Here is a 25966-nt window from a genome sequence, read left to right as displayed (position 1 = left end):
GCGACGATTCCCGCTACGCTCGGAGACGGCGCCGAAAACCACACTGCGCTTCGCGCCCGACGTAGGCCAGGATGGAGCACATGACCGACCCAGTTTCCCGCGAATCGAACACCCCCGGTGACGGCGGCGGAGACTCCTCACCCCACGTGGTGGTCGTCGGACCCGACGGCACTCCGGTCGGCACCGCGCGCCTCGCCTCCCCCGGCTCCGGCGAGGAGGCGGGCCAGGAGGAGTCGCTCGGCGACCTCGTCGAAGAACCCGCCAAGGTGATGCGCATCGGCACGATGATCAAACAGCTGCTCGAGGAGGTCCGCGCCGCACCGCTGGACGACGCGAGCCGCACACGCGTGCGCGAAATCCACCAGACCTCGATCCGTGAGCTGGAACAGGCGCTGGCGCCGGAGCTGCAGGACGAGCTGGAGCGGCTGGTGCGCCCGTTCACCGAGGACTCGACGCCGTCCGATGCCGAGCTGCGGATCGCGCAGGCCCAGCTGGTCGGCTGGCTGGAGGGGCTGTTCAGCGGCATCCAGACCGCGTTGTTCGCGCAGCAGATGGCCGCGCGGGTGCAGCTGGAGCAGATGCGGCGTGGGCTCCCTGCGGGTCCCTCCGCGGGCGGTGCCCTGGGCGGCCACGGAGCCGCCGGCGGCGACGCTCACGGGCCCGGCCAGTACCTCTGACGCGCTATGAAAGGTCCTTTCCTTGCAAATTTTGCAAGGAAAGGACCTTTCATAGCAGCCGGCAGGGGGTCAACGCAGCGGCCGGAAGAACGTCCGCAGGTCGCCGATGAGCAGGTCCGGCACCTCCAGTCCCGGGAAGTGACCCCCGCGGTCCGGAGTGGACCAGTGCACGATGTTGTCGGTGCGTTCGGCGAGATGCCGGATCGGGAGGCCGGTGTCCTTCGGGAACACGGCCACCCCGGTGGGCACTGTGGACTTCGGCGGTTCCTCGCCCCAAGCCGGTCCCAGCGCGGCGTAGATCCGCGAAGACGAGTTCGCGGTCCCGGTGAGCCAGTAGAGCATCACGCTGGTGAGCAGGTCGTCGCGGTCGATGGCGTCTTCCGGGACATCACGGGAGTCCGAATAGGACTTGAACTTCTCCACCAGCCACCCGAGCTGTCCGGCCGGTGAGTCGGTGAGCCCGTAGGCAAGCGTTTGCGGTTTGGTCGCCTGGATCATCGCGTAGCCCAGCTCGCCGGTCTGGAAGTCCCTTCCGCGCGCCAGCGCCGCCTCGCCCCGCGCGAGTTCGTCGCCGGTGAGCTCGGCGAGATCGTCCTCGGATTCCGGCACCGCGTGCGGCAGCATCGTCAGATGCGCGCCGATCACCCGCTCCGGGCATCGGACGCCCACGTCGCGCGACACGATCGCGCCCCAGTCGCCGCCGTGCAGCCCGAAGCGCTCGTACCCCAGTCGCGACATCAGCACTCCCCAGGCATCGGCGATCCGGCCGGTACCCCAGTTCGCGTCGGTCGTCGGCCCCGAGAAGCCGAACCCCGGCAGCGACGGCACGACGACGTGGAACGCGTCCCGGGGATCGCCGCCGTACGCACGCGGGTCCGAGAGAGGGCCGGCGACGTCGAGGAATTCCACAATGGACCCCGGCCAGCCGTGCGTGAGCACCAGCGGGATCGCGTCCGGCTCCGGTGACCGCGCGTGCAGGAAGTGGACGTTCGCGCCGTCGATGTTCGTCAGGAAACCGGGGAAGCCGTTGAGGCGTTCCTCGTGGGCGCGCCAGTCGTAGCGCAGGCGCCAGTACTCGGCGAGCTCCCGCAGGTATCCGAGCGGCGTTCCGAGCCCCCAGCCGACGCCGTCGAGCTCGTCCGGCCAGCGCGTGTTCGCCAGGCGGGCGGCGAGGTCGTCGAGGTCACGCTGGGGGACATCGATCCTGAACGGCGAGATGGTCATGCGGACGACGGTAGGAGCGATCGAGGACAGCCACGGTCCTCAGCCGCCCGGCAGTTGGGCACGCAGGCGATCGAGCCAGCGATCGACGGTGTCCTCGTACCGGCCGGGGTCGTTCCGGCGCTGCGCCTCGTCGACGGACGCTGCCACCGCCGCCCGGATCGACGCCGCGTGTTCGGGCAGCGCGAGGACCTCCTGGTAGTAGCCGTCGCGCATCTGGACGTCCGCCACCAGCTGGTAGTCCCTTGCCACTTCCGGGACGACGAGACCGTACGCCCAGCCGGGCGTCTGTCCCGGGCCGCGGGCGGTGACCACGATGACCGTGGGGCGCACGGCCTTGACGACGTCGTTCGGCGAGGCACCGTGGGCGATGGCCTCGTCGTTCAGTCCGATGTAGTCGATCGACTTCCAGCCGCTGTAGTACGGGATCGCCCCCGCGTCGGAGACCGCGAGACTGCGCGCCGACTCGGGCACCTTGGCGTTCGCGAGGCCCTTCCCGATGGCGACGTGGGCGCGTTGCAGATCGGGACCGTAGTTGGCGATCACCGGCAGATCCGCCGATTCCGCGCCGGTGACGGCGACCCAGCCGACCGCGACCGCGCCGGTCACGGCGGCGATCCACCGGCGGCCGAGCTGTGCCATGGCCAGCCCTGCGCCGAGACACAGCACGGGGAACGCGTGGAAGGCGAACCGGTGCAGGTAGTCCATGGTCGGTCCGGACACCGCGTAGGTCATCCCGGTCAGGAGCACGACCGAGCACAGCACCAGGCCCGCGCCCCGGCTCGCCTTCCGGAACAGCAGGAAAGCGGTCAGCACGAGCAGCGGGGCGACCAGCCAGGCGGTCGTCTCCAGCCACACCGAACCGGAGTCGAGATTGCCGAACTTGACGTAGAAGGTGTTCGGGAACGGGTGCCCGAAGTAGCTCCACCGCCAGCCGAAGTACGCGCCGCCGACGACGGCCACCCCGGCCACCAGCGCCCAGGTCCGGCCGCTCCTGCGGCCGAGCCAGCACCAGACGAGGAAGGCCGGGACGGTCGCGAGCACGCCCTCCGGCCGGATCATGCCGGCGAGGAGCAGCAGCACCGGCGGCTCCCACACCCGCACCGGACGGCCTTGGACCAGGTTCACCCCGACGATCGCGGCACGCAGTACGACGGCGGCGAACGCGATGGTCTCCAGGCCCGCGGTGACATGGAAGTAGGACGGCACGAAGAGCACCAGCGCGCCGCCCGCCACGAGCGCGCCGAGCAGGCCCGCGCCGCGGTGCCCCGCCCGGACCAGCATCACGAGGATGCCGATTCCCAAGACGAGCGACGTCACCTTCGCGACGGTCTCCAGCGGCACTCCGATGAGCGCGAAGGGCACGTGCCAGAGCATCCAGAGGAAGTTCGTGAAGCCTTCGATCGGGTCTTCGCCGACGTTCCACACCGGACCGTGGCCGTCGGCCATGTTCGCCGAGTACCGGAAGGTGATGAAGGCGTCGTCGATGGTGAGGAACCACGCCGCCCAGCAGCCGACGAGGAAAAGCGCTCCGAATCCGAGCAGGACGACGAGGAGGCCTCGGCGTCGCTTCGGTTCCGGGACGGCGTCGGCCTCGGTTCGCTCCGCCGTGGTCGTCATCCCGTCACCCTCGTCTTCTCCAGTCGGTCCAGCACCCGGTCCACCCCTCGCCCGTCCACAAGAGCCATCGAAGTCCCGGAGAGACCGTTACGCGCCGACGGGTCCGACATCAGTCCCGCGAGCGTCTCGGTGGCCTGGCCGTCGAGCGCGTCCGCGCCGCCCAGCCCGGCCGCCAGCCCGAGACCGAGTGCCGCCCGGTAGCCCGCGTCCTGGTTCGGGACGAGGCGGACGACCGCGGTGGGCACGCCGAGACAGCACAGTTCGAGGAGGGTCACCCCGGCCGCGCTGATCGCCAGATCCGTTTCCACCAGCAGGCCGAGCAACCCCGGTCCGGGCGGCGCGACCCGGAACTCCTGACCGGGCAGCGGTTCGGGCACGACGGGTTCACCGCGCACGAGCACGTCGGCTTCGAAAGGCAGCCGAGTGTCGCGAAGGGCGCTCAAGAGTTCGCTGACCGTTGCGGCCCATTCCGCGCCGCCGCCGAGCACCACGGTGACTCGCGGCCGTTCGCCACCGGATCGTCGCTCGGAACGCTTCTCCCTCGCCTGCACGACCGCTTCACGCAGCGGCGCGTAGACCACGCCCCTGAGCAACTCCCCCGATCCGTCGTCCGGCCTCGGCCCTGGCTCGAAGGCACAGTCGACGACGAGATCCGCCGCACGCCTGCCGAACACGTCGTCCTCGATGGACACCAGCAGCGCGCCCGCGGCGTTGACCTCTTCGCGCACTTCGCCGAGACCGTAGTGATCCACGACCACCGCGTCGAAACCCTCGAAGGGCACGGACGGCACCACCGGAACCGACAGCTCACCGAACCGCGCGGCCAGCCATTCGGCGTTGTCCACCCGGCCCGAGAACACGACCTCCCAGCCCCTCGCGACGGCGCGTTCGGCGTAGGCGACCATGCGCGAGACGTGGCCGGCGCCGATCGACGGCGAGGCGTCGGCCCGGAGCAGCAGCCGGGTCATCGGTCGACCTTCTTCTGCTCGACGTGCGCGTTGAGCTCCACCAGCTCCGGCCGTGCGCGGAGGATGGAGACCACCTCGCGCCAGTCGCCGACACGGTCGCCCAGTTCGGCCACGATCCCTTCGATGACAGCCCAGTCCTCGGGGGTGTCCAAGGTCACGCGCAGGTCGTCGGCCGGCGGGCTCACGACGATCCCGGCGCAGGAATACCGCTCCGGCTTCGTGTAGATGCCCGAAGTCACATGCTCGCGATCGGCGCCGCGGGCGGTTTCGACCTGTTCGACCAGCACCCCGGTGCGCACGAGTTCGGCGTCGAAGCCGCGCGGCAGGGTGCGCACCAGCACGGTGCTCAGATAGTCCAGCGACGGCTGCGCGCGCCACTGCGCGACGAGCTGCCCGATGAGCCCGGGGTCCAGCAGTGGGCAGTCCGCGGTGAGTCGCACCACCGCGTCGGCCGGGTACGACTCGACAGCCACCGCGAAGCGCGCGAGGACGTCGTCGAGCGGTCCCCTGGCGACCAGGGCGCCGTGCCGGGCAGCCTCCTCGGCCACCGCGTCGTCGCTGGCCTCGGTAGACGTCGCGACCACGACGTTGTCGATCCCCGGCGATGCCGCCGCCGCGCGGATGACCCAGCCGAGCACACTCCGGCCCGCCATCCGGCGGAGGACTTTGCCAGGTAGCCGGGTGGACGACGCGCGTGCCTGGATGACGGCGTTGACCACGTGGGCCCCGGGGTCTGCATCCATGGGTGACATGATGTCGTGCGGCAGTAGCACCGAAACGCGGAGGTCAACGATGTCCGAGCTGGATGGCTCCAGCATCCTGCTCACCGGCGGGACCGGTTCGTTCGGCAAGGCGTTCATCACCTACGCCCTGGCCGAGCTGAACCCGCGACGGCTGGTCGTGCTCTCCCGCGATGAGCTCAAGCAGTACGAAGCCCGGCAGCAGTTCGACAACGACCCGCGACTGCGCTGGTTCATCGGCGACATCCGGGACCGCCGCCGCCTCGAGCGCGCGATGCACGGCGTCGACTACGTGGTGCACGCCGCGGCGCTCAAGCAGGTCGACACGGGTGAGTACAACCCGTTCGAATTCGTGCAGACCAACGTCGTCGGCTCGCAGCACGTCATCGAGGCCGCGATCGACACGGGCGTCAAGAAGGTCGTCGCGCTGTCGACGGACAAGGCGTCCAGCCCGATCAACCTCTACGGCGCCACGAAGCTGTGCGCCGACCGGATGTTCATCAGCGCGAACCACTACGCCGCGACGCATCCGACCAGGTTCTCCGTGGTCCGCTACGGCAACGTGATGGGCTCGCGCGGCAGTGTGATCCCGTTCTTCCGCGCGCTCGCGGCCAAGGGCGAATCCCTGCCGATCACGCACAAGGAGATGACCCGCTTCTGGATCACGCTCCCGCAGGCCGTGCAGTTCGTGATCGATTCCTTCGACCAGATGAACGGCGGCGAGCTGTACGTGCCGCGCATCCCGAGTATGCGGCTGGTCGATCTCGCGCAGGCGATCGCGCCAGGTTCGCCGATGCACGAGGTCGGCATCCGGCCCGGCGAGAAGCTGCACGAAGAGATGATCGCGCCCGACGACGCACGCCGGACCGTGCGGCTCAGCGACCGGTACGTGGTGCAGCCGCATATCGCGGGCTGGGGCTACGAGCCGCCGACGGGCGGTGAGGCCGTGCCGGAGAACTTCGCCTACCGCTCGGACACCAACGACCTGTGGCTCGACGCGGACGAGCTGCGCGACCTGGTCGAGCAGTATGGGTGACTTCCTTCCCTACGGCCGTCAATCCGTTTCGGACGAGGACATCGCCGCCGTCACCGAGGTGCTGCGTGGTGACTGGCTGACCACCGGCCCCGCCGTCACGCGCTTCGAAGAGGACCTCGCCGAGCACACCGGCGGGATGCCCGCGGTGGCCGTCACCTCGGGCACGGCCGCACTGCACGTCGCGTACGCGGCGGCCGGGATCGGCCCCGGTGACGAGGTCGTCACGTCGCCGATGACGTTCGTCGCCACCGCCGCGACCGCGGTGCTGCTGGGTGGCAAGGTCGTGTTCGCCGACGTCGAGGCGGACACCGGCAACCTCGACCCGGCGGCGGCTTCGGCGGCCGTCACCTCGCGGACCAAGGTCGTCGCGGCCGTGGACTACGCCGGCCACCCGGCGGAACTGGACGAACTCGGCCGCATCGCCCGCGACAACGGCGCGCTGCTGCTGGAGGACGCCGCGCATTCCGTCGGCGGAAGCTCCCACGGCAGGCCGGTCGGTTCACTCGCCGACCTCACCACGTTCTCCTTCTTCCCCACCAAGAATCTCACCACGGCCGAGGGCGGCGCGGTCGTCGCCGCTTCGGACGAGCTGCTGGCGCGGGCCCGCGGTTTCCGCAATCACGGGCTGGTGCGGGACAAGGCGGCGCAGCGCTATCCGGACGAGGGCGCGTGGCATCAGGAGGTGCACGAGTTCGGCCTCAACTACCGGCTGCCGGATGTGTTGTGCGCCTTGGGAAGCAGCCAGCTCCGCAGGCTCGCCGAATTCAAGAAACGCCGCGCGGAGATCCACGCGCGCTACACCGCCGCACTGTCCTCTTTGGACGGCGTGCTGACGCCCGCGGTGCGCGAAGGCGCGGACCCGGTGTGGCACCTGTACCCGCTGCGAGTCCTCGAAGGACGCCGCCGCGCGATGTTCGATCACTTGCGCGGCAAGGGAATCGGCGTGCAGGTCAACTACATTCCGGTGTACTGGCACCCGGTGTTCGAGGACCTCGGCTACCGGCGCGGGATGTGCCCGAACGCGGAGCTGTACTACAGCCAGGAGCTTTCGCTGCCGCTGTTCCCGGCGCTGACCGACGCCGACGTGGACCGCGTCATCGACGAGGTCCACGCCTTTTTCGGCTAGCGCTGACCCCACAGAGCGAAGGCGTAACTCGCGTGTACGGCGTCCGATCACGCGAGTGCCGTGCCGCGTCACTCCAGTCCCTAGATCAGGCCCCAGGTGAGCGCGGTGCCCTTCGGGACGTCGGAGGCGAAGGTGCGGCCGAGTACGTTCACGATCTCGGCGGGCGCCAGCCCACCGGCGGGCCGGATCGAGCGCACGTTCTCCCGCGTCACGGTGTCCCCGGCGCGCACGTCCTCGACGACGTAAAGGGAACGCCGCAACCGCAGGCCTTCCTTCTCGCTCTCGCGCGGCCCGATCACCGCCGCGCCCAGCGCTTCCCAGGCGCGGTGCGATTCGGTGACCAGCGCGGCCAGTTCGGCGGGCTCCAGGGAGAACTCCGAGTCGACGCCGCCGTCGCTCCTGGCCAGGGTCACGTGCTTTTCGATGGCGACGGCGCCGAGCGCGACGGCCGCCAGCGGGGCGCCGATGCCGGGCGTGTGGTCCGACAGGCCGACGAGCGTCCCGGTCACGCCTGCCAGGACCGGCAGGCCACGCAGGTTGCTCTCGCTGGGCGACGCCGGGTAGCTGGCGGTGCAGCCGAGCACGATCAGCTGGTCGTTGCCCGCCTCACGCGCGGTCCGGACCGCCGCGTCGATCTCGGCGACGCTGGCCATGCCGGTCGAGATGATCAGCGGTTTGCCGGTTTTCGCGCACAGTTCGATCAGCGGCAGGTCGACGATCTCCGACGACGCGATCTTGTACGCGGGCGCGTCCAGCGACTCCAGCAGGTCGACGGCGGTGGGGTCGAAGGGGCTGGAGAAGATTTCGAGGCCATGGGCGCGGGCGCGCTCGAACAGCGGCTCGTGCCACTCCCACGGCGTGTGGGCACGCTCGTAGAGCTTGTAGAGGTTCTCGCCGCCCCACAGCGAATGCGAGTCGCTGACGCGGAAAGCGGGGGCGTCGACGTCGATGGTGATCGTGTCCGGCCGGTAGGTCTGGAGTTTGACCGCCTGCGCGCCGGTTCCGGCGATCGCGTCGACGATTTCGAGCGCCCGCTCCAGCTCACCGTTGTGGTTACCGGACATTTCGGCGATGACGAACGGCGGATGCCCGGCCCCGATGCGGTGCGCGCCGATCCGGACTTCCTGTGCTGACATGGACGAAACGCCTCCCTGACGACGGTCTGGTCAGGACACAGTCTTACGCAGCTTCCGGAAACCGTCGACGGCAGGCGCGGTCTCGGCGTACCCCGCCCGGTCGAAGAGCGCGGCCGACGCCGCGTTGTCCCGGTGCACCGCGGCCACGACGACCCGCACGGGATGACTCGCGGTCACGGCTCGTTCGCCTTCCGCCAGCACCGCGCCCGACAGCCCGCGCCCGCGGCTTTCCGGCGCGAGGGTGATGCTGACCTCCCAGACACCCTCGTCCTCGCGGTCGAACCGGACGGTGCCGACCGGGATGCCGTCGAATTCGACGACGTACAGCTCCCTGTCCGGTGACGCCAGCACCCCGCGCAGCCAGTCGGAATGCTCTTCGAGCGTGATCACGCCGGTCGAACGGGACGCCTGACGGGTGCGAGGGTCGTTCCGCCAGGCGAGCAGCAGCCCCGCGTCGGCTTCCGTGGCCTTTCGGGCCGGCACGGGTTACTGAGCCTGCTCGATGGTGTCGCGCTGGCGGTCTTCGATCCGGCGCAGCCGGTCCTCGTACCGGGCGATCCCGGCGAGCCGGACACGGATCTGGGCGTGCTGGCGCTGGATCTCCTGGATCAGGCTGCGCGCCTCGGCCAGTTCGGGCTTGTCGGCGTGCGCCGGCAGCGACAGCGACTCGCGCAGATCCTCCAGCTGGGCCTCCTGGGCCGCGACGCTCGGAATGAGGCGGTCGAGCTCGGCGCGGGTCCAGCGCAGATCGCCGCGCGCGTGCTCGAGGCCGCTCTCGGCGCCGTCGAGCCGACGCCGGTGGTCCGCGGTGGCGTGTTCGAGCTCGTTGACGCGCCCGTTGAGGTCGCGGAGCCGCTCGTCGATCCGGAAGTCGATGAGCCGGGCGATCCGGCCGATCACGCCGCTGCGGAGTTTCTGCACTGCCATGGGGTGGTTCCTTCTCGGAGTGGGCTGGCTGGGAGTTCAGCGCAGGAGTTCGGTGTCGCCGGTCTTCGTCCAGGAGTCCAGCAGCCTGCCCTCGGCGGCGATCTGGTGTTCGGGGCCGACGATGCAGGAGTCGCCCGCGGCGTGCTCCCAGTGTGTCTGGTCGGGGTTGTCGATGAACGAGAACCCGGACAGGACCAGATTGGCGTGCGGGAACGACGTCCGCGCGATCCAGGCGGCCAGCGTGCCGGTGGTCGACCACAGGCCCTGTTCGCGGCTAGGCAGGCCGAGCGCGTCCGAAAGCGGCAGGACGACCTCGCGGTTCGGCACCGGCACGTAACCGAGGTCCGCGGGCCACCAGCCAGGGATGTCTTCGGGCTCCCAGTGCATCCGGCCCGGCTCGACCAGCAGGTAGAGCCGCTTGCGGTAGTCACGGAAGACGTGCTTGGTGGCGCGGACGGCGCGGTTGAACACGACGACGTGCACCCGGCTGCCGACGGCCTCGGGGCCGCCCGGCTCGTCCACGACGAAGCCGTTGACGCGGATCACGAGGTCACAGGCGTCGATGGCCTTCGCCCGCTGGGGGTCCGGCGGCAGCGGCTGATTCCCGACCACGGCCACCGAACGAGGCTCCGGCCGGTCGGCGTACGCGGCGAGCAGATTGACCATCAGGCTCGCCTCGCCGAGTGCAGCAGTCATGAGGGCAGAAAGTACCAGCACACGCACCGCGTTCGGGTCGGAAGCCGACGGTAGCTTTCCGTGGTCGGGCGGGGCGGCCCAGGCTGCACCGGCCCCATCGGTACCCTCGTTCCCGTGCATGCCACCAGCACGGTTCACGCCGCAGACGGTGCTGCGCCGACCTCGGTTCCGCCGATTTCGGACAGCAAGACCTTTTCGCGCGCGTTCGCCGACATCAAGACCGGTTTCGCCGCCAAAGAGCTGTGGGGACACCTCGGCTGGCAGGACATCAAGCAGCGCTATCGCCGCTCGGTGATCGGCCCGTTCTGGATCACCATCAGCCAGGGCATCATCGCGCTGGGCCTCGGACTCCTGTACTCACAGTTGTTCAACCTGCCGACGGCGACGTTCCTGCCCTACATCAGCACCGGTTTCATCATCTGGGGCTTCATCAGCGGCTGCCTTTCCGAGGGCATGGAGACCTTCATCTCCAACGAGGGGCTGATCAAACAGCTGCCGGCACCGCTTTCGGTGTACGTGCTACGGACGGTCTGGCGCCAGACGCTGATGCTGGCGCACAACCTCATCGTCTACGTGATCGTGGTCGCGATCTTCTTCACCAGCCTGGACCAGCCGTACGCGATGAGCGGCGAATGCATCGGGCAGGTCCTGTGCCACCCCGGGCTCGGCTGGTACTCGTTCAGCGCGATCCCCGGCATCCTGGTGCTCGCACTGAACGCCGGCTGGGTGACCCTGCTGCTGGGCATCATCTCGACCCGCTACCGCGACATCCCGCAGGTGATCAACTCGCTGATCCAGCTGCTCTTCTACATGACGCCGATCGTCTGGCCGATCGACCAGCTGATGGCGGGCGGCGCCCGTGACGGCATTTCGGCGGCCCTGCCGTTCGTCTACGCCAACCCGCTCTTCCACTTCATCCAGATCGTGCGTGCCCCGATGATCGGGCAGGCCGTCAGCATCAACAGCTGGTACGTGGTGCTCGGCATCACCGTCGTCGGCTGGGGCCTCGCTCTGGTCGCGATGCGCAATTACCGTTCCCGCGTCTCTTATTGGGTGTGACAGATGGTCAGCATTGATGTGCACAACGCCTACGTCGACTTCCCCATTTTCGACGCGAAGACCCGCTCCATGAAGAAAAAGGTGCTGGGCAAGGTCGGCGGCAAGATCGGCACCGAGAGCAAGGTGCCGATCATCGAAGCCCTCCACGACGTGAACCTCCAGCTCCGCGAAGGCGACCGGGTCGGCCTCGTCGGCCACAACGGCGCCGGGAAGTCGACGCTGCTGCGTCTCCTGTCCGGCATCTACGAGCCCACCCGCGGCTCGGCGAGGATCACGGGCAAGATCGCGCCGGTCTTCGACCTCGGCATCGGCATGGACCCGGAGATCTCCGGGATGGAGAACATCATCATCCGCGGCCTGTTCCTCGGGATGACCGCGAAACAGATGGAAGCCCGCGTCGACGACATCGCGGAGTTCACCGAACTCGGCGACTATCTCCAGATGCCGCTGCGGACCTACTCGACCGGTATGCGGGTGCGCTTGGCGCTGGGCGTGGTCACCTCGATCGACCCGGAGATCCTGATCCTCGACGAGGGCATCGGCGCGGTCGACGCGGCGTTCCTCAACAAGGCGAAGGACCGGCTCAAGGATCTCGTGAAGCGGTCGGGCATCCTGGTGTTCGCCAGCCACTCGGACGAGTTCCTCTTCGAGCTCTGCGACTCCGCCATCTGGATGGACGAGGGGCACGTCAAGCAGCGCGGTTCGCTGCGCGAGGTGCTCACCGGCTACAAGGGGCGCGACCCGTTCGAGAACATGAGCAAGGAGACACTGGAGCGGTTCGGCGTCGAGGCCGACCCGGAGCCCGTGTCGCTGACGAACGGTGGCCAAGGATGACCAGCGAGACCCGGCAGTTGCCCGAAGGCGCCGTCGTCGGCGTCGTCGTCACGCGCCATCGGCGGGAACTGCTCGCGGACTCGCTCAAGGTGATCGCCGCGCAGACGCGGCCGATCGACCACCTCGTCGTGGTCGACAACGGGCCGGACAAGTCGGCGCGGGACATCGTCGAGAACTACCCGCTGCCCTTCACGTACCTGCCTTCGCACCGCAATCTCGGTGGCGCGGGCGGGTTCGCGCTCGGCATGCTGCACGCGCTTTCCCTCGGCGCGGACTGGATCTGGCTTGCCGACGACGACGGCCGCCCCGCCGACGAGAACGTCCTCGCGATCCTGCTGGACGAGGCCGAAAAGCGGGATCTGGCCGAGATCTCCCCCGTGGTGACCAACATCGACGCGCCGGACAAGCTCGCTTTCCCGTTGCGGCGAGGGCTGACCTGGAAGCGTTCGTCGGCGGAACTGGGCACCGACTTCCTGCCCGGTATCGCCTCGCTGATGAACGGCGCGTTGTTCCGCGCGTCCACTTTGGACGTCGTCGGCGTGCCCGATCTGCGGCTGTTCTTCCGCGGCGACGAGGTCGAACTGCACCGGCGCCTGGTGCGTTCGGGGCTGCCGTTCGGCACCTCGCTCAAGACCGCGTACCTGCACCCCGACGGCTCGGACGAGTTCAAGCCGATGCTGGGCGGCCGGTTCCACGCGCAGGACCCGGAGAACGAGGTCAAGCGCTACTACACCTACCGCAACCGCGGATACCTGCTGTCGCAGCCGGGTATGCGCAAGATCGGCGCGCTCGAAGTGGTGCGGTTCGGGCTGTACTTCATCGGGGTCAAACGGGACCCGAAGGCGTTCCTGCAGTGGCTCAAACTGGTGCGCCAGGGCCGCCAGGAGAAGTTCTACCGCTACTGAGCTTCATGAAAAGGGGCCCCTCGCTCGCGCGAGGGGCCCCTTTTTCGTCCGTCTATTCGCCGATGACCGGCGGCGCGGTGCGCATGTCGGTCCCGAAGACCTCGTCCGGGTCGCCCTCGACGAGGTACGTCGGACGCTGGTGCTCGGTGTCCTCGTCCCCGTCGGCCTGCTGACCGCGGCCGCCCATGCCGCCGCCCATCCCTGGCCCGCCACGACCGGCGGCGCCACCGCCGAGGCCGCCCATACCGCGGCCTGCCGCCGCTTCGGCGGCGCCGACACCACCGGGCCGGGCCGCGCCGGACGCGGAGCCAGAGCCGGGCGTGGAACCCGCGCCGCTACCGGGACCGAACCCGCTTCCGCCGCCACCGCGGCCGGTTCGGCTGTTGTGGTCCGAGTCGCCCATGCCACCGCCCATCATGGGCGGCGCCATCGGCATGGGGCTCATCGGCATCGCGGTGTTGTTGTTGGGACCCGGCGAGGTGATCGGCGCCGGCCCGTTCTGGAAGCCGGACGGCGTCGTGCTCGACGGGATGCTGCCCGAACCCGTGCTGCTGCCGGGGCCCGGGATGGACGAGCCGTAGCCGCCACCCCCGCCTCCACCGCCGCCGCCGTTGCCACCGCCGCCACTGCCGGGCGGGATGTAGGTGTTGCCGGGGTTGTTGGAGCCGGGATTGTTGGAGCCGGGCGGCACCTGATAGGGCAGCGGCCTCGGCGGGGGCTCTTCGATCCCGCCGCCGCCACCCGCACCGAACTTCGGCGGCTCGGCGAACACCGGCTGCTTCGACGCGGCCTCGTACAAGGACTTGTCGTAGCTGTTCATGGCGGAGGCCGCCTGAGTGTGGGCCTCCTGGCTGTCCTTCTGCTTCTGGATGGACTTGTCGATGTTCTCGCCCATGTTGAACGGGTTCGACGTCATCCAGCCCCCGACCTCTTCCTTCCAGCTGAAGGGGATCGGTTTGGGCATCGTGTTCTTCACGGTGGAAGCCGCGGTGCCCTGGTCGTAGATCGTTTCGGAGGCGAGCTTCGCGTTCTGGGAGTTCGTCTCCGACCACTTGCTGAGGCTCTTGAAATAGCCCTGCGCGCTGCCCGCCGCGTCGCCGTCCCAAGTGCCCTTCGACGCGGTGACGGCCTCGTCCATCGTCCTCGAGAACGTGTCGAAGGCCTTGTGGATCTCGTGGTACGCGGTCGAGACTTCGGAGACCTGTTCGACGTTCAGGTTGCTGTTGACGAACTGTTCGAGCTTCTGGTGGTCGTAGCCGAGGTAGTCGCCGTTCGGCGGCTCGAGCCCCTCGACGTACTTGACGTCCTTGTTCTTGGTCAGCTCGTCGACGGTCTTGTTCCCGACGTCTTCGGAATTCTGCTGGGCTTTGCCCTGGGCGATCAACCGCTGGAAGATCGCGAACGGACCGTCGCCGACCTCCCCGCTCGCCTTGTCCTGGTAGTACTGGTCCCGGGCTTGGGGCGAGAGTCCCGCGACGTACTCGTCCTCGGTCACATGATTCTTGTTCGTGGTCATCCTGTCCCCCTAGCCCTTCGGAAGCTTCGGTTCGACGATGTCGGCGATCTTCTCCGCCATCCCGCACGACTTCTCCGGATCCGAGGCGACGACCACGACGTCGGCCCGGGCCGAGGCGCCGATTTCGAGGGCCATCAGGCAGCCAGAGGGAGGTTTCGGGACGAGCACCGCTTTGCGGCCATTGACGTTGCCGGTGGTCTTGCCGTTCCCACCGTCGACGACACTGTCGACACCCTGCTTGTCACGGATGTCGACGCCGAGCGTGACAGCGTCCGCCGCCGTCTCGGCCTCCTTGGTGAAGTCGCAGCCACGGGCACCGCCGGCATCCTTGGGAACCGGCGCCTTGAAAGTGCCGTACGACGCGAGATCGGCCACGCCGAGGAGCGAACACGGATCGATCGACGCGGGGTCGGCACCACCGGTGGTCGCCGTCGGAGCGGTGGACTCGCCGCCTTGCGCGGGCGACGACGGCGCCGCGGAGGGGATGCCCGGCTTTTCGGTGGAACAGGCCACGAGCACGAACGCGGCCGCGGTCAGCGGTACGAGGAGCAGTTTCTTCATTCCGCCTCAGCTCTTGAGCCGATCGAGCGCCTCGACCGTGTCTTGTTCCTTCTTCTTGTACTGCCCTGAGGCACGCAACAGCGCTTCTTCGGTGTCCGCCACGACCTGCTTGAACTTGCCGAGCACCGCACTCGCCGAATTGGCCGACTGGGCGGCGCCCTTGTGGTCGTGGGCCGCGACGGCCCTGCCGTACGGGTGGTCGCCGAGCTGGGGCTCTTCGGAGAGCCGGATCGTCTGCCGCTCCAGTCTGGTGAGCTCGGTCCCCATGTCGCGCACCGCCTGGAGGAGCGGCTTGACGCCTTCCTCGGTGATCTTGAAGCCGCCGCTCTTGGCGGCCGAGACCAGCTTCTGGGTCTCCGCGCTGACCTGGGCGATGGCGGCCTGGTTCAGGCCACCCATCGCGACGTAGTTGGCCGCCGCGCCCATGGCGGAGCCGATCGAGAAGTCCGGTGCCGCCTGTCCGCCGTCCGCTTCGAAAGCCATCGCCCGCCCCACTGCATCGTCTGCTCGCCCGTATCGCCCGGCAGTCTACTAGCCGAGCACCCAGCGCAACGGTGATTCACCGATCACCGAAGATCTCCGGAACTGTGACGAAACGGGCGTCTGCCCGGTTCCCCACGATTCAGAACTGGCCTTCGAGCTGGGCGTACAGCTGCTGCGCGATCCTCGCGTTGTCGGCGGGAGCGTAAGTCAGCCAGCTTTGCCCGTCGGCTGCCTGGCGCGACGTCATCATGAACCGGCCGGCTTCGGTGTCGAACCACGCCAGCGGCGGGAACACCTGGCCGCCGCGGATGAACACGCTGAACTGGCCCACTCGCTTCATCGGCTTCTCGAAGATCCGCTCCACCTGCCGCTGCTGCGGATTCGACCCGTGGGAACGGGGACCGCTGACCTGGGCGAAGGGGTCGTACGCGTCGTCGTTCCGAGCACGCTTCGGCGCGCTGGCGGGCTTCGCGATGGTGACCGACTGGCCGGGGCCCGCCGGGGTGAGCGGCAGCAGGTCGACGATCGACGCGACGATCGCGGTCGGCCTGGTCTCCTCGAATACGAGCAGGTTCTCGTCCTGGCGCACGACGACCGCGAACTGCCCGTTCGTCGCCGCCCGCGCGAACAGCTGCTTGTCGTTGTCCATCTGCGCGACCGTCCAGACGGCCAGCTGCGGGCTGACGAACGTGGCGAGCGCGAGTTCGACGTCGGCGTCGAGCCTGCCGCCGCGCATCAGTCCGCGGCCTTCGAGATCGCGGAAGACGGCCTCGCGCACCATCGCGCGCTGATCGGTCGTCGTGCCCATGTGCGGGACTTCGAACGGGGCGGGCGCCGTCCCCAGCCGGCCGTATTCGAGCAGGATGTCCACCGCCGCCAGCGACAACGAGAACGAATGCGGCATCGCCATTTCCCCCCGCGGGTGTCTTGTCCGTCGGGGATGAACGTAGTCCACTGGCCCGCTACGCCCGCAGCGAACCCGCTTGCCCGGTTGTGATCAAGGCTGGTGCGATGGATTCATGGCAGACCAGAAACCCGCGCTCGTCCTCCATCTCGCCACCGGCGGAGAGCCGCTGCTCTTCGCGCTCACGACGGAAGAAACCGAACGGCTGACCAAAGATCTCTCGCATTTCGTCCGCACCGGTTCGGTGCAGACGATCCAGACGAGAGACGACTCCGAGGTGGCGATCAACTTCTCCCACGTCGCCGCCGCCTACATCGACGACCTGAACCGCAAGACCCGCGTGTTCGGTCTTCACTAGGTCCGGGAGAAAAGCTCCAGCAGACCGGTTTTGATCTCCGGACGGCTGGCGGCGACCAGCAGGAAGGTGGCTTCCCGGACGAGCCGCTGGGGGTGTCGTCCGGCGAGTACCGACGTGCTGCCGTTGGCCGCGACCAGCGCGCCCGCGGCCCGGAAGGCGAGCTCCGCGCCCGCCGCCCTGGCCGCGGGCAGCGACGGCGGATCGGCGAGCGCCGCGTCGAGCCGCCCGCGGACGGCGTCGATCTCGGCCCGGATCCCGGCGGCGACGTCGGCCTTGCCGAGGTCCTCGATGAGCCGGGCGGCGCGGGCGGCCAAGCCGAGGGGCGCGCAGCCGTTGAGCCGGGACGCGAAGGTGTTGCCCGCGACGAAGTCCGCGTGCGGGGTCTTCCCGTAGACGCGTTCGTCGGCGAGGAAGTAGCGGGTGAAGCCGAGGTGCACGGTCGACGTGCCCTGCGCCGCGACGAGGTCGAGCGGCCGGACCTCCAGCCGCTCCCCCGCCACCGGGTCGATGATCGCGCTGAGGACGGTGTCGCCGTCCCGCGCGCAGAGCTGGAGCAGGTCGATGACGCCCCAGCCGCTGACGAACGGGGCCTCGCCGTCGAGCAGGTAGCCGCCCTCGACGCGTTCCGCGCGCAGCCTGGGCGGGGTCGGGATCACCGCGGCGAACGCGGCGCCCGCCTTGAGTTCTCCGCTGATCAGCGCCGGGAGGTAGCGACCGCGCAGTTCGGGGCTGTCTGCTTGGCTCAGTGCCGCGACCAGGCCGTGGTGCTGGATCCAGGTGAACATCGTGCTGAGGCAGCCGCCCGCCATGACTTCGAGGACCTGGACGATCGTCGGGAGGTCGGCGCCCGGACCGCCTGCTTCCTTCGGCGCCGCGAGGCCGTAGAAGCCTTCGGCGGCGAGGGCGTCGAAGTGGCTTGAAGGGACTTCGCCCTTGGTGTCGACTTCGGTGGCTGCCGGGAAGAGGAGCTCATCGGCGAGAGCGTGGGCGCGGGCGACCAGATCCGTCATGCTGGTAAGGCTACCCTTACTTGAGCCTTCGTGAGTCTAGCGCCGCTAGGAAAGCTAGCGATACTAAAGGTCCCTTGCTCCTTTTTCGGGGGCATCAAGTGCCCGGGATGCTAGGAAAGGCTCTTTCATTGCAAAATTTGCAATGAAAGAGCCTTTCCTAGCACGCCAAGTGTGCGAAAGCGGGCCTACAGCTCGTAGAGCCGCTTCCAGTTCTCCCGCGAGGTGAGCTCGGGCATGGAGCGCTTGTACTGCTCCTGCACCGCCCCGCCTTCCTTGCGAAGCCGCTGGATCACCTTCGCGCCCCGACGCGCCAGGTCGAACATCTTCGCGCGGTCGTACGAGCGGACTCGCACGCCTTCCTGCGAAGCGTCGGTGACGACGGCGGTGTCGAAGGTCGCGACGTGCCACCAGTGGGCTTCGTCGATCGGGATCGCGCCGAGCGAGTGGCGGCTGCGGCCGAGCACCCGGTCGAGGATCCGCTTGATCAGCACCAGGCGCTGCATGCTGGGCCGCGGCGCGCTGTTGATGATGCCGATGTCGTTCGACGCGATGCCCGGGACGTCGGTGGCCTTGTGCCGTTTGGTCTCGGGGTACTCGTCGCGGATCCGGCGGATCTCCTTCATCGCGGCGACGCCGCCGTCACGCAGGACCTCCGGCCCCTCGAGGAAGTCCTCGACGGCCTTGATCAGCGTGGCGGACAGGCCGTACTGCATGCCGAGCAGGTACCGGACCAGCTGCGCGATGAGCACGCGCGAGAGCAGGTTCAGGTTGAACGGCGAGTGCAGCGCGGCGGTGATGATCGAGTTCCGCAGGTTGAAGTAGCGGTGCCACTCGTCCCAGTCCTTCCAGTGGAAGTCGGCGTGCCAGACGCCGGCGCCCGGAAGGGTGACCGTGGGGAAGCCGTGCGCGCGGGCGCGGTAGCTGTACTCCGCGTCGTCCCACTGGAAGAAGAACGGCAGCGGGTAGCCCGTGGCCTTGACGACCTCGTACGGGATCAGGCACGACCACCAGCCGTTGTACCCGGCGTCGAGGCGGCGTTCCTGGCGGTTCGGCTTGAGGGTCTCCTCGTCGACGCCGAGCAGGTCGGCGGTCGAGAGCGAGTGCTGCACCGGCTGGCCGGGTTCCAGCGTGTTCAGCCGGGCGTATTCGGCGCCGACGTGCAGCTGGTTCGGGTGCAGCAGGTTCAGCATCTGCCCGCCGACGATGACCGGGTTGACCGTGCGGTTGGAGAACGCGGTCATCCGGATCACCAGATCCGGCTCCAGCAGCACGTCGTCGTCCATGAACAGGACGTTCGCGTGCTCGGTCTCGGTGTGCCCGGCGACCTCGTAGAGGCCGCGGGTGAACCCGCCGGCGCCGCCGAGGTTCGGCTGCTTGATGTAGTGCAGTTTGTCGCCGAGGTCCTTGGTGACCTGCTCGAAGCCGTCGCGCGACTCGACGAGGTCGGTGCCCTGGTCGGCGACGTAGATCGCGTCGAGCGTCTCCAACGAGGAGACGTCGGCGGCGAGCGCCTGCAGGTTCGACAGGCAGTCGTCGGCACGGTTCATCGTGCAGATGGTCACCGCGGTCGGGCGGATCTTCTCCGGCGCTTCGACCGTCCAGCGGACGTTCTCGACGCGCAGCGACTGGCCGCCCTCGGTCTCGAGGTCGAGCCAGAGCGCGCCGCCGTCGTAGAACTTGTCGAGCTTCGCGGTGAGGGTCACCTTCAGCTGCTTCGCGCCCGTGACGATCTCGGCGGCGACCACGCGCGCGTCGCCCTCGATGTCGGAGGCACCGACGGACAGCTGGCCGTCACCGGTGACGACGGCCTCGACCTGGACCTCGGTCACGTCGGTCCAGCGCTGCCAGTAGCTCGCGGGGAAGCGCCCGAAATAGGTGTTGCCGGACACCTTCGACGCGGGCTCGATGGCGATGCCCGCGCGGTCGCGCACGGCGGTGCCCCATTCGAGCTCGGCGTAGAGGTCCTTGCTGACGATGGGGGCCGGGCCGGCGTAGAGCCCGCGCTGCGCGGTGAGACGGCCCTGCGGGGTGCGTTCCGCGAAGCGGGTGTCGTCGATAGTGCTCACCATGGCGCTCGGGGCCTCTCCGGTGACGGCGGCTTTACCGGGCATGAATCCTCAGTTCTCCTCTGTGCTTGTCAAGACTGGGCTGGTGGCGCGGGGCTCACGGAAGACGACCCACTTGAGCATGACGAAATTGATCACGGTCGCGGTTGCCTGCGAAACGACCCAACCGAGAGTGGCCTTCCAGTCCGACTCGGGCAGGACGTGCAGCATCGTGCGGTTGACGCCGACGGCGACGAGGAACGTCACGGCGTACAGGAGTACGAAGCTACCGATCTGACGTGCGCCCTCCTGGCGTCCACCGGCGAAGGTGAACTTGCGGTTCAGGAAGAAGGCGGTCGTGGTGCCCACGATGAAGCTGAGCGCGCGGGCGATGTCGACCCACGGCGTCGCGTCCATGCCGAGGGCACGGAGCCCCTGGTAAACACCGAAATCGACCAGGGCGCAGAAGCCGCCGATGAGGCCGAAGCGGATGAGCTGCCCGAGCAGCCCAGGGGAGGACGGCGCTGCTGCCGTCACGCCGGCTTTCGGGTCGGTCGCCACCACTGCTCTACCTCATAAACTGCTGGGGCTGATGCGCAAAGTGTAGAAGCGAGCACTTCAGGGTCACGTTCCGGGCATTGTTCGGCGTGGTTACCCTGGTCGGCGTGACCCAAGCACCCAAGACACAGCGGCAGACGCTCATGGGCTGGGCAAGGACGTCGCCGAGTATCGCGGACGTCCTGAGCACCCCCGACGTGGAGACCATCGCCCGCGCGGTGACGCAGGCCGGGGAACGCGGGGTCATCGCGCGCGGTCTCGGCCGGTCCTACGGTGACCCGGCGCAGAACGCGGGCGGCCTGGTCATCGACATGACCGCGCTGGACCGCATCCACTCGATCGACCCGGATTCGGGCATCGTCGACCTCGACGCGGGCGTCAGCCTCGACAAACTGATGCGCGAGGGCCTGCCGTACGGCCTGTGGGTGCCGGTGCTGCCGGGGACGCGCCAGGTGACCATCGGCGGCGCGATCGCGAACGACATCCACGGCAAGAACCACCACTCGGCGGGCAGCTTCGGCAACCACGTCGTTTCGCTGGACCTCGTCACCGCCGACGGCCAGGTGCGCACGCTGACCCCGGAGGGCCCGGACTCCGAGCTGTTCTGGGCGACCGTCGCGGGCATCGGCCTGACGGGCGTCATCGTCCGCGCCAAGATCCGGATGACGAAGACCGAGACGGCCTACTTCAAGGCCGACATCCAGCGCACGGCGAACCTCGACGAGACCCTGGCGCTGGTCACCGACGGCTCCGAGGACAACTACACGTACTCCTCGGGCTGGTTCGACTCGATCTCCCGGGGCGCGAAGCTCGGCCGCGCCGCCTTCCAGCGCGGCTCGCTCGCGAAGCTGGACGAACTGCCGCCCAAGCTGCGGGCGGATCCGCTCAAGTTCAACCCGGGCACCCTGGCGACCCTGCCGGACGTGTTCCCGAACGGGCTCGCGAACAAGCTGTCGTTCTCCGCGATCGGCGAGCTGTACTACCGCAAGACCGCGAAGAACGCGCGCGACCAGATCCAGAGCCTGACCGCCTTCTACCACCCGTTGGATCTCTTCGGGGAGTGGAACCGCGCGTACGGCTCCAAGGGTTTCCTGCAGTACCAGTTCAGCACGCCGCTGAACGCGCACGAGCCGCTGCGCCGGATCATCCAGAAGGTCGCGGACTCCGGGCACGTGTCGTTCCTCAACGTGTTCAAGCAGATGGGCGAGGGCAACGCGGCGCCGCTGTCGTTCCCGCACCCCGGCTGGATGGTCTGCCTCGACTTCCCGATCAAGGACGGGCTGAGCCGGTTCTGCCAGGAACTCGACGAGGACGTGCTCGCGATCGGCGGCCGTCTGTACACGGCGAAGGACTCGCGCACCTCGGCGGAGAACTTCGCGAAGATGTACCCGCGGCTCGAGGAATGGCGCAAGGTCCGCGCTTCCGTTGACCCCGAAGGCGTTTTCGCCTCTGACATGTCCCGAAGGTTGGAACTGTGATCGACGCTGTGGGCAACCCCCAGTCCCTGCTGCTGCTCGGCGGCACCTCCGACATCGCGCTCGCGATCGCGGAGAAGTACCTGGCCGAGAAGCCCCTCCGGGTCGTGCTGGCCGGACGTCAGTCGCCGCGACTCGACGCCGCCGCGCAGCGCCTGAAGGACAAGGGCGCCGAGGTGTCCACTGTGGACTTCGACGCCAAGGCCATGGACACCCACCCCGCCGTGCTGGACAAGGCGTTCGAGGGTGGCGACATCGACGTCACCGTCGTGGCGTTCGGCCTGCTCGGCGACCAGGAAGAGCTGTGGCAGGACCACGCGAAGGCCGTCGAGGCGGCGACCGTGAACTACACGGCCGCGGTTTCGGTGGGTGTCGCGCTTTCGAACAAGCTCAAGAAGCAGGGCCACGGCAAGGTCATCGCGCTGTCCTCGGTCGCCGGTGAGCGGGTCCGCCGGTCGAACTTCGTCTACGGCTCCACGAAGGCCGGGTTCGACGGCTTCTACCTTGGCCTCGGCGAGGCCCTGTCCGAGTTCGGCGTGCAGATCACCGTCGTCCGCCCCGGGCACGTGAAGACCAAGATGACCGAGGGTCTCAAGGACGCCCCGCTGGCGCAGACCGCCGAGCAGGTCGCCGAGATCGCCGTCAACGCCTCGCGCGCCGGCAAGGACCTGGTGTGGGCTCCCGCGCCGTTCCGACTGGTCATGTCGGCCCTGCGGCACGTGCCCCGGCCGATCTTCCGGAAACTGCCGATCTAGGGGACGAGCGCCGCGCGGCGACCGACAGAGGGTTCACGATCGAAGAATGAATCTCGCCTCCCCGCTCGGGGCCGCGTCACAAGCCCTGCCTTCGCTGCGTCAGGGCGAACGGTTGTTGTGGGCCGCGTACGGCCAGACGGTGAACTACGACGTACGCGGCCTCGATCCGTGGGGTGTGCCGAAGAAGAGCGTGCTGGGCAAATTCGGCTCGGGCGCCGCGAACTTCGCCGGCGACGTGGTCAGCGCGGCTCTGGGCGGGGCAGACGAAACGGGGTCGTCCGCCCCACCGTCGCCGCAGGTCGTCGTGCTCGGCGAGCAGGGTGGTCTGGCACATACGGCGCTGCGAGAGCTGCCCACGAGCGGCTCGCCTTCGCGGCTGTGGGCGCTGACCAGCGCACGGCTGCTGATGCTGGAGAAGGTCGTTCCGCCGGAAAAGCCCGCGGAGAAGTCGTTTCTCGGGAAGGCGATCGGCTTCGGCAAGGGCGTGGTCAAGACCGGCAAGGAGATCGCCACGATCATCACCACGAAGTCCTACGGCGACAACGCCGCGGGCGTCCCGATCGCGCGGCGCGAGATGGTGCTGTGCGCCGAGATCCCGCGTGACCGGATCGCCGGCTTCGCGGTGGCCGAGCACGGCAAGAAGCGGGTCCCTTGCCTTCGTACGTCCTTTGTGGACGGATCGGGTCTGGACTTCCTGTTCTACAGCGACGATCCCCGGCACTTCGCCTGGCTCTATTCGTTGACGGTGAGCTGATGGACACGGCGAAGTCCGTCGACGAGATCGTCGAACGGGAACTGCACCAGTTCTGGCTCGCGCCCGGCGAGCGTCTGATCATCGGCTGCCCGCCCGCACACGGGTACGTGGGAATGCTGCTGGACGGCAAGCTCACGCTGCCCTATTCGCCGTCGCGGGAAACCCCAGCGGTGACCGGGAAACCGCGGTGGCCGCTGCCCGCGTCAAACGTCCTCGAAGCCGACTGGACCGACGACCCGACGATCGCCTACTGGGTCGTCGCCCAGACCGCGGAGCAGACCGCCGCGCGGCTCGCGGACCACCTCGCCGGTGGCCACGGTGAGGCACGGCTGACGCTGTCCGACCGACGGCTGGCCGTCGTGTACCCGGCGCGGATGCTGGAGGGCGAGGATCCCGCGCAGCCGTTCCGGACCTTCGACGAGCTGCCGTCGGGGGTGGTGCGGTCGGTGTCCGCGCAGTTCGTGGGGCGGAGTTTCCCGCCGCGGCCGGTGCTCCGGTTCGCTTTCGCCGACGGCTCCGTGGTCTTCCAGCGCGACCTGCTGGCGGTCGACAAAGCGGCCCGGGCCGGCTCACGCCGCTGACCCTCGCAATTCGGCACCAGGTTGCGATAGTTCGCGATACCGACCAACGCAATTAGGTGCCGAATTGCGAGGGGGTCATCGCGCGGGGAGCAGGTAGAGCTGCTGCGTGCCCATCCAGGGCGAGCTGATCGTCCAGGTCGCCAGCGCGTTCGGTGGCGGCGCCTTCCGGGTGGTGGCCAGCACCAGATCCGGGGTCGCGGGCGGGACGCTGTGGTCGAAGAACCGGAAGTTCGCCTCCAGCAGGGCCTTCCCGAGATCGCTGCTGCGATTCTTCGTCTCGACGATGGCCGGGTCGACCGAGCCGCGGTCGGAGAACTGGTCGACGATGTCGCAATCGCAGGCGTAGGCGAGCGCGCCGACCTCGCCCGCGCTCTCCACCTTGCGTCCCTTGGTCAGTTCGCCCAGTTGCGCGCCGATCCGGCGGTACTCGTCGGACGCGGCGTGGTTGCTGGTGATGGGCGCGAACCGGCGCGGCAGCTCAGGAGCCGCGTACGCGAAGGCACTCACGAGCAGGAACGCACCGGCGAGAATCCCCGCGCCGAGCCGCGCGCGACCGGGCACGGCGCAGGCAGCCGCGGCGAGGAAGACCGTCGCGCCGGTGATGCTCGGCGCGTAATACCAGTGGTACGGCGGGACGTTCAGCCAGCAGTAGGCCAGATAGTGCGCCGCGCCGGCGATCGCGAGGGTCGCGAACGGCAGCAGCTGCTTCGCCCGTTCCGAACCACGCCGGAAATGGAACGTCCACAGTAGACCGGCGAGCCCGCCGATCACGAGTGGCAGAAAGGAAAGCGTCGCGGCGACCGGGAAGTTGCGCCAGTACAGCAGCGGGCCGTTGGTGAAGCTGAAATGGCCCCACGAACGCTGCATGATCTTGATGACCAGGGTGTCCGGCACCGCCGAACCCAGCACCAGCCAGCTGAACAGGAACCACGGCAGCATCACGGCGAGCGCGGCGAACGTCATCCGCCAGATGCCCACCCAGAACTCGCGGCGCGCGAGGAACAGGACGAAGGCGATCAGCAGCAGATCGATCCGGATCAGCGCGATCAGGCCGACCACCGCGCCCGCGGCGGCGGGATGGCGTTCGTGCAGGAACACCATCAGCCACACGACCGCGGTCGCGCCGAGGGCGACTTCGAGACCGACCGACGACAGCAGGAGCGGGTTCACCAGCAGCAGGCCCAGCCCCAGCGGGGCGAACCAGCCGGAAAGGCCGGTCGCGGTGCCGATGCGGCGCAGACCGAGGACGAGCGCCACCTGACTGGCGACGAAGACGATCCCGGCGGCGAAGACGGCGTCCCGGACGATGAAGGTGACGAGCGCCAGCACGAGGACGTTCAGCGGCGACGTCGCGGTGTTGGCGGTGCCCTCTTCGATCAGGCCCCAGTGGCCATGGAAGGCGAGGTTCTTCGCATACGACAGCGTGATGTACGTGTCGTCGATCAAATGCCCGCTGACCAGCACGAACACCAGTGCCGAAGCCACCGCCGCCCCGGCAGGGAGCACCCAGGGGCGGGTAAGGACGGCGGCTCCCGGCAGCGCACCGGGAGCCTGGGGCAGATCAGCGGAGGCGCTTCGCATCACGAACACCGTACACGGTGTCGTGATGATTCCGTTATCTACCCACCGTGGTTCTGGTCACGCCAGCCACGGTCACCGGGACCGTCACGGAAGTCGCGGTGCGCGCCGGGCCCGTCGTGACCGCGATGTTCACGGGAGAAACCGGGCCGGTCGCCGCCACGGGAGGCCACGCCGACGGCGGTGCCGATGATCCCGCCGCCGAGGATGAAGCCAAGGAGGCCGACCGCCACCAGCTGCGTCGCGCGGTGCCCGACGAAGCGGCGGAAACCGCCCTTCGCGGGCGAAGCCTGCTGTGCGGGCACCCAGCCGGGCGGTGGCCCGGTGGGGGCTGCGGCCGGAGTCTCAACGGGCTTCTTCGGGCTCTCGTCACCGACGGCGGGCTGCTCGACCGTCTTGTCTTCGTCTTCGGACGGCCGCTGCGGGTCGCTCATCTTTCGCTC

Annotated in this window: 28 protein-coding genes; 11 read left to right on the top strand and 17 right to left on the bottom strand. The window is 68.7% G+C overall.

Features of this window, described 5'->3' with window-relative positions:
- The first annotated feature begins 71 nt into the window (after positions 1 to 71).
- Positions 72 to 677 carry a bacterial proteasome activator family protein gene (locus ACLJO0_RS06525; RefSeq protein WP_410577025.1) on the top strand — a complete coding sequence of 202 codons (606 nt, stop codon included), beginning with the start codon at positions 72 to 74 and terminating at the stop codon, positions 675 to 677.
- A gap of 69 nt (positions 678 to 746) precedes the next feature.
- Here the strand turns inward: ACLJO0_RS06525 and ACLJO0_RS06520 are convergent, their stop codons facing one another.
- From ACLJO0_RS06520 to ACLJO0_RS06505, 4 genes are read right to left on the bottom strand one after another with little or no spacing between them, the layout of a single operon-like run.
- A complete protein-coding gene (locus tag ACLJO0_RS06520; RefSeq protein ID WP_410577024.1) occupies positions 747 to 1901 on the bottom strand; it encodes an epoxide hydrolase family protein in 1155 nt (384 codons plus the stop codon).
- Positions 1902 to 1940: 39 nt separating this feature from the next.
- Positions 1941 to 3518 carry a hypothetical protein gene (locus tag ACLJO0_RS06515; protein ID WP_410577023.1) on the bottom strand — a complete coding sequence of 526 codons (1578 nt, stop codon included), beginning with the start codon at positions 3516 to 3518 and terminating at the stop codon, positions 1941 to 1943.
- Positions 3515 to 4486: a spore coat protein gene (locus ACLJO0_RS06510; protein WP_410577022.1), complete on the bottom strand. Its 972-nt coding sequence runs from the start codon at positions 4484 to 4486 to the stop codon at positions 3515 to 3517. The genes ACLJO0_RS06515 and ACLJO0_RS06510 overlap by 4 nt, the downstream gene beginning before the upstream one ends.
- Positions 4483 to 5229, bottom strand: coding sequence for a cytidylyltransferase domain-containing protein (locus ACLJO0_RS06505; protein ID WP_410577021.1), 747 nt, complete (start codon positions 5227 to 5229; stop codon positions 4483 to 4485). Before ACLJO0_RS06505 ends, ACLJO0_RS06510 begins: the two co-directional genes overlap by 4 nt.
- A 49-nt stretch (positions 5230 to 5278) precedes the next feature.
- On the opposite strand from ACLJO0_RS06505, the gene pseB reads away from it, so the two are divergent.
- The gene (gene pseB / locus ACLJO0_RS06500) at positions 5279 to 6262 is read left to right on the top strand and encodes a UDP-N-acetylglucosamine 4,6-dehydratase (inverting) (RefSeq protein WP_038507572.1); all 984 of its coding nucleotides are present in this window, start codon (positions 5279 to 5281) and stop codon (positions 6260 to 6262) included.
- Positions 6255 to 7388 (top strand): DegT/DnrJ/EryC1/StrS family aminotransferase, encoded by a 1134-nt coding sequence (locus tag ACLJO0_RS06495; RefSeq protein WP_410577020.1) that lies wholly within the window; start codon positions 6255 to 6257, stop codon positions 7386 to 7388. Before pseB ends, ACLJO0_RS06495 begins: the two co-directional genes overlap by 8 nt.
- Before the next feature lie 80 nt (positions 7389 to 7468).
- Here ACLJO0_RS06495 and pseI read toward each other — a convergent pair whose 3' ends face one another.
- Genes pseI through ACLJO0_RS06475 form a run of 4 tightly spaced genes read right to left on the bottom strand, consistent with a single transcriptional unit; the run spans position 7469 to position 10117 of the window.
- Positions 7469 to 8524: a pseudaminic acid synthase gene (pseI, locus tag ACLJO0_RS06490; protein ID WP_410577019.1), complete on the bottom strand. Its 1056-nt coding sequence runs from the start codon at positions 8522 to 8524 to the stop codon at positions 7469 to 7471.
- A gap of 30 nt (positions 8525 to 8554) precedes the next feature.
- Entirely contained in the window at positions 8555 to 9007 is a 453-nt protein-coding gene (locus ACLJO0_RS06485; protein ID WP_410577018.1) for a GNAT family N-acetyltransferase, read from the bottom strand.
- A 3-nt stretch (positions 9008 to 9010) separates the two neighbouring features.
- A complete protein-coding gene (locus tag ACLJO0_RS06480) occupies positions 9011 to 9451 on the bottom strand; it encodes a hypothetical protein (RefSeq protein WP_410577017.1) in 441 nt (146 codons plus the stop codon).
- 36 nt (positions 9452 to 9487) lie between these two features.
- Positions 9488 to 10117 carry a hypothetical protein gene (locus tag ACLJO0_RS06475; RefSeq protein WP_410578179.1) on the bottom strand — a complete coding sequence of 210 codons (630 nt, stop codon included), beginning with the start codon at positions 10115 to 10117 and terminating at the stop codon, positions 9488 to 9490.
- 144 nt (positions 10118 to 10261) lie between these two features.
- Between ACLJO0_RS06475 and ACLJO0_RS06470 the strand changes: the two genes are divergently transcribed.
- From ACLJO0_RS06470 to ACLJO0_RS06460, 3 genes are read left to right on the top strand one after another with little or no spacing between them, the layout of a single operon-like run.
- Positions 10262 to 11206 carry an ABC transporter permease gene (locus ACLJO0_RS06470; protein WP_410577016.1) on the top strand — a complete coding sequence of 315 codons (945 nt, stop codon included), beginning with the start codon at positions 10262 to 10264 and terminating at the stop codon, positions 11204 to 11206.
- Between the two features lie 3 nt (positions 11207 to 11209).
- Positions 11210 to 12040, top strand: a complete 831-nt coding sequence (locus ACLJO0_RS06465; protein WP_410577015.1) for an ABC transporter ATP-binding protein — start codon at positions 11210 to 11212, stop codon at positions 12038 to 12040.
- Positions 12037 to 12945: a glycosyltransferase gene (locus ACLJO0_RS06460; protein WP_410577014.1), complete on the top strand. Its 909-nt coding sequence runs from the start codon at positions 12037 to 12039 to the stop codon at positions 12943 to 12945. The genes ACLJO0_RS06465 and ACLJO0_RS06460 overlap by 4 nt, the downstream gene beginning before the upstream one ends.
- 52 nt (positions 12946 to 12997) lie before the next feature.
- Here the strand turns inward: ACLJO0_RS06460 and ACLJO0_RS06455 are convergent, their stop codons facing one another.
- The 4 genes from ACLJO0_RS06455 to ACLJO0_RS06440 form a co-directional block, all read right to left on the bottom strand.
- Positions 12998 to 14461, bottom strand: coding sequence for a hypothetical protein (locus ACLJO0_RS06455; protein ID WP_410577013.1), 1464 nt, complete (start codon positions 14459 to 14461; stop codon positions 12998 to 13000).
- Positions 14462 to 14470: 9 nt separating this feature from the next.
- Positions 14471 to 15022, bottom strand: coding sequence for a DUF3558 family protein (locus ACLJO0_RS06450; protein WP_125790480.1), 552 nt, complete (start codon positions 15020 to 15022; stop codon positions 14471 to 14473).
- A gap of 6 nt (positions 15023 to 15028) precedes the next feature.
- Complete coding sequence (locus ACLJO0_RS06445; RefSeq protein WP_233611257.1) at positions 15029 to 15505, bottom strand: hypothetical protein; 477 nt, start codon at positions 15503 to 15505, stop codon at positions 15029 to 15031.
- Between the two features lie 139 nt (positions 15506 to 15644).
- Positions 15645 to 16409 carry an ESX secretion-associated protein EspG gene (locus ACLJO0_RS06440; protein ID WP_410577012.1) on the bottom strand — a complete coding sequence of 255 codons (765 nt, stop codon included), beginning with the start codon at positions 16407 to 16409 and terminating at the stop codon, positions 15645 to 15647.
- Positions 16410 to 16524: 115 nt separating this feature from the next.
- On the opposite strand from ACLJO0_RS06440, the gene ACLJO0_RS06435 reads away from it, so the two are divergent.
- Positions 16525 to 16767 carry a hypothetical protein gene (locus tag ACLJO0_RS06435; RefSeq protein ID WP_016330689.1) on the top strand — a complete coding sequence of 81 codons (243 nt, stop codon included), beginning with the start codon at positions 16525 to 16527 and terminating at the stop codon, positions 16765 to 16767.
- Here ACLJO0_RS06435 and ACLJO0_RS06430 read toward each other — a convergent pair.
- The 3 genes from ACLJO0_RS06430 to ACLJO0_RS06420 all read right to left on the bottom strand — a co-directional run bounded on the left by ACLJO0_RS06430 (position 16764) and on the right by ACLJO0_RS06420 (position 20386).
- On the bottom strand, positions 16764 to 17777 hold the full coding sequence (locus ACLJO0_RS06430; RefSeq protein WP_410577011.1) for an acyl-CoA dehydrogenase family protein: 1014 nt from the start codon (positions 17775 to 17777) through the stop codon (positions 16764 to 16766). The genes ACLJO0_RS06435 and ACLJO0_RS06430 overlap by 4 nt on opposite strands.
- Before the next feature lie 185 nt (positions 17778 to 17962).
- Positions 17963 to 19888, bottom strand: a complete 1926-nt coding sequence (locus tag ACLJO0_RS06425; protein WP_410577010.1) for a glycosyltransferase — start codon at positions 19886 to 19888, stop codon at positions 17963 to 17965.
- Between the two features lie 6 nt (positions 19889 to 19894).
- Entirely contained in the window at positions 19895 to 20386 is a 492-nt protein-coding gene (locus tag ACLJO0_RS06420; RefSeq protein ID WP_410577009.1) for a GtrA family protein, read from the bottom strand.
- A gap of 101 nt (positions 20387 to 20487) precedes the next feature.
- Between ACLJO0_RS06420 and ACLJO0_RS06415 the strand changes: the two genes are divergently transcribed.
- Genes ACLJO0_RS06415 through ACLJO0_RS06400 form a run of 4 tightly spaced genes read left to right on the top strand, consistent with a single transcriptional unit; the run spans position 20488 to position 23945 of the window.
- Positions 20488 to 21858 carry an FAD-binding oxidoreductase gene (locus ACLJO0_RS06415; protein ID WP_125780596.1) on the top strand — a complete coding sequence of 457 codons (1371 nt, stop codon included), beginning with the start codon at positions 20488 to 20490 and terminating at the stop codon, positions 21856 to 21858.
- Positions 21855 to 22610, top strand: coding sequence for a decaprenylphospho-beta-D-erythro-pentofuranosid-2-ulose 2-reductase (locus tag ACLJO0_RS06410; RefSeq protein ID WP_410577008.1), 756 nt, complete (start codon positions 21855 to 21857; stop codon positions 22608 to 22610). Before ACLJO0_RS06415 ends, ACLJO0_RS06410 begins: the two co-directional genes overlap by 4 nt.
- Positions 22611 to 22656: 46 nt before the next feature.
- The gene (locus ACLJO0_RS06405) at positions 22657 to 23364 is read left to right on the top strand and encodes a hypothetical protein (RefSeq protein WP_410577007.1); all 708 of its coding nucleotides are present in this window, start codon (positions 22657 to 22659) and stop codon (positions 23362 to 23364) included.
- On the top strand, positions 23364 to 23945 hold the full coding sequence (locus ACLJO0_RS06400) for a hypothetical protein (protein ID WP_410577006.1): 582 nt from the start codon (positions 23364 to 23366) through the stop codon (positions 23943 to 23945). Before ACLJO0_RS06405 ends, ACLJO0_RS06400 begins: the two co-directional genes overlap by 1 nt.
- A 75-nt stretch (positions 23946 to 24020) precedes the next feature.
- On the opposite strand, the gene ACLJO0_RS06395 is transcribed toward ACLJO0_RS06400, so the two are convergent.
- Together ACLJO0_RS06395 and ACLJO0_RS06390 are read right to left on the bottom strand one after the other, a co-directional pair.
- Positions 24021 to 25526 carry a hypothetical protein gene (locus ACLJO0_RS06395; protein ID WP_410577005.1) on the bottom strand — a complete coding sequence of 502 codons (1506 nt, stop codon included), beginning with the start codon at positions 25524 to 25526 and terminating at the stop codon, positions 24021 to 24023.
- A gap of 38 nt (positions 25527 to 25564) precedes the next feature.
- Complete coding sequence (locus tag ACLJO0_RS06390) at positions 25565 to 25957, bottom strand: hypothetical protein (RefSeq protein ID WP_410577004.1); 393 nt, start codon at positions 25955 to 25957, stop codon at positions 25565 to 25567.
- Positions 25958 to 25966: the final 9 nt, after the last annotated feature.

It is taken from the genome of Amycolatopsis sp. lyj-108 (assembly GCF_046549005.1).
Classification (GTDB): domain Bacteria; phylum Actinomycetota; class Actinomycetes; order Mycobacteriales; family Pseudonocardiaceae; genus Amycolatopsis.
Note: the sequence above shows the minus strand (reverse complement) of the source record. Positions and strands in the feature narration are given on the sequence as shown.

Excerpts from the sequence above, each read along its gene's own strand:
- ACLJO0_RS06525 (WP_410577025.1), top strand. The coding sequence starts at position 72 with ATGGAGCACATGACCGACCCAGTTTCCCGCGAATCGAACACCCCCGGT.
- ACLJO0_RS06520 (WP_410577024.1), bottom strand. The coding sequence starts at position 1,901 with ATGACCATCTCGCCGTTCAGGATCGATGTCCCCCAGCGTGACCTCGAC.
- ACLJO0_RS06515 (WP_410577023.1), bottom strand. The coding sequence starts at position 3,518 with ATGACGACCACGGCGGAGCGAACCGAGGCCGACGCCGTCCCGGAACCG.
- ACLJO0_RS06510 (WP_410577022.1), bottom strand. The coding sequence starts at position 4,486 with ATGACCCGGCTGCTGCTCCGGGCCGACGCCTCGCCGTCGATCGGCGCC.
- ACLJO0_RS06505 (WP_410577021.1), bottom strand. The coding sequence starts at position 5,229 with ATGGATGCAGACCCCGGGGCCCACGTGGTCAACGCCGTCATCCAGGCA.
- pseB (WP_038507572.1), top strand. The coding sequence starts at position 5,279 with ATGTCCGAGCTGGATGGCTCCAGCATCCTGCTCACCGGCGGGACCGGT.
- ACLJO0_RS06495 (WP_410577020.1), top strand. The coding sequence starts at position 6,255 with ATGGGTGACTTCCTTCCCTACGGCCGTCAATCCGTTTCGGACGAGGAC.
- pseI (WP_410577019.1), bottom strand. The coding sequence starts at position 8,524 with ATGTCAGCACAGGAAGTCCGGATCGGCGCGCACCGCATCGGGGCCGGG.
- ACLJO0_RS06480 (WP_410577017.1), bottom strand. The coding sequence starts at position 9,451 with ATGGCAGTGCAGAAACTCCGCAGCGGCGTGATCGGCCGGATCGCCCGG.
- ACLJO0_RS06475 (WP_410578179.1), bottom strand. The coding sequence starts at position 10,117 with ATGGTCAATCTGCTCGCCGCGTACGCCGACCGGCCGGAGCCTCGTTCG.
- ACLJO0_RS06465 (WP_410577015.1), top strand. The coding sequence starts at position 11,210 with ATGGTCAGCATTGATGTGCACAACGCCTACGTCGACTTCCCCATTTTC.
- ACLJO0_RS06460 (WP_410577014.1), top strand. The coding sequence starts at position 12,037 with ATGACCAGCGAGACCCGGCAGTTGCCCGAAGGCGCCGTCGTCGGCGTC.
- ACLJO0_RS06455 (WP_410577013.1), bottom strand. The coding sequence starts at position 14,461 with ATGACCACGAACAAGAATCATGTGACCGAGGACGAGTACGTCGCGGGA.
- ACLJO0_RS06450 (WP_125790480.1), bottom strand. The coding sequence starts at position 15,022 with ATGAAGAAACTGCTCCTCGTACCGCTGACCGCGGCCGCGTTCGTGCTC.
- ACLJO0_RS06445 (WP_233611257.1), bottom strand. The coding sequence starts at position 15,505 with ATGGCTTTCGAAGCGGACGGCGGACAGGCGGCACCGGACTTCTCGATC.
- ACLJO0_RS06440 (WP_410577012.1), bottom strand. The coding sequence starts at position 16,409 with ATGCCGCATTCGTTCTCGTTGTCGCTGGCGGCGGTGGACATCCTGCTC.
- ACLJO0_RS06435 (WP_016330689.1), top strand. The coding sequence starts at position 16,525 with ATGGCAGACCAGAAACCCGCGCTCGTCCTCCATCTCGCCACCGGCGGA.
- ACLJO0_RS06430 (WP_410577011.1), bottom strand. The coding sequence starts at position 17,777 with ATGACGGATCTGGTCGCCCGCGCCCACGCTCTCGCCGATGAGCTCCTC.
- ACLJO0_RS06425 (WP_410577010.1), bottom strand. The coding sequence starts at position 19,888 with ATGCCCGGTAAAGCCGCCGTCACCGGAGAGGCCCCGAGCGCCATGGTG.
- ACLJO0_RS06405 (WP_410577007.1), top strand. The coding sequence starts at position 22,657 with ATGAATCTCGCCTCCCCGCTCGGGGCCGCGTCACAAGCCCTGCCTTCG.
- ACLJO0_RS06400 (WP_410577006.1), top strand. The coding sequence starts at position 23,364 with ATGGACACGGCGAAGTCCGTCGACGAGATCGTCGAACGGGAACTGCAC.
- ACLJO0_RS06395 (WP_410577005.1), bottom strand. The coding sequence starts at position 25,526 with ATGCGAAGCGCCTCCGCTGATCTGCCCCAGGCTCCCGGTGCGCTGCCG.
- ACLJO0_RS06390 (WP_410577004.1), bottom strand. The coding sequence starts at position 25,957 with ATGAGCGACCCGCAGCGGCCGTCCGAAGACGAAGACAAGACGGTCGAG.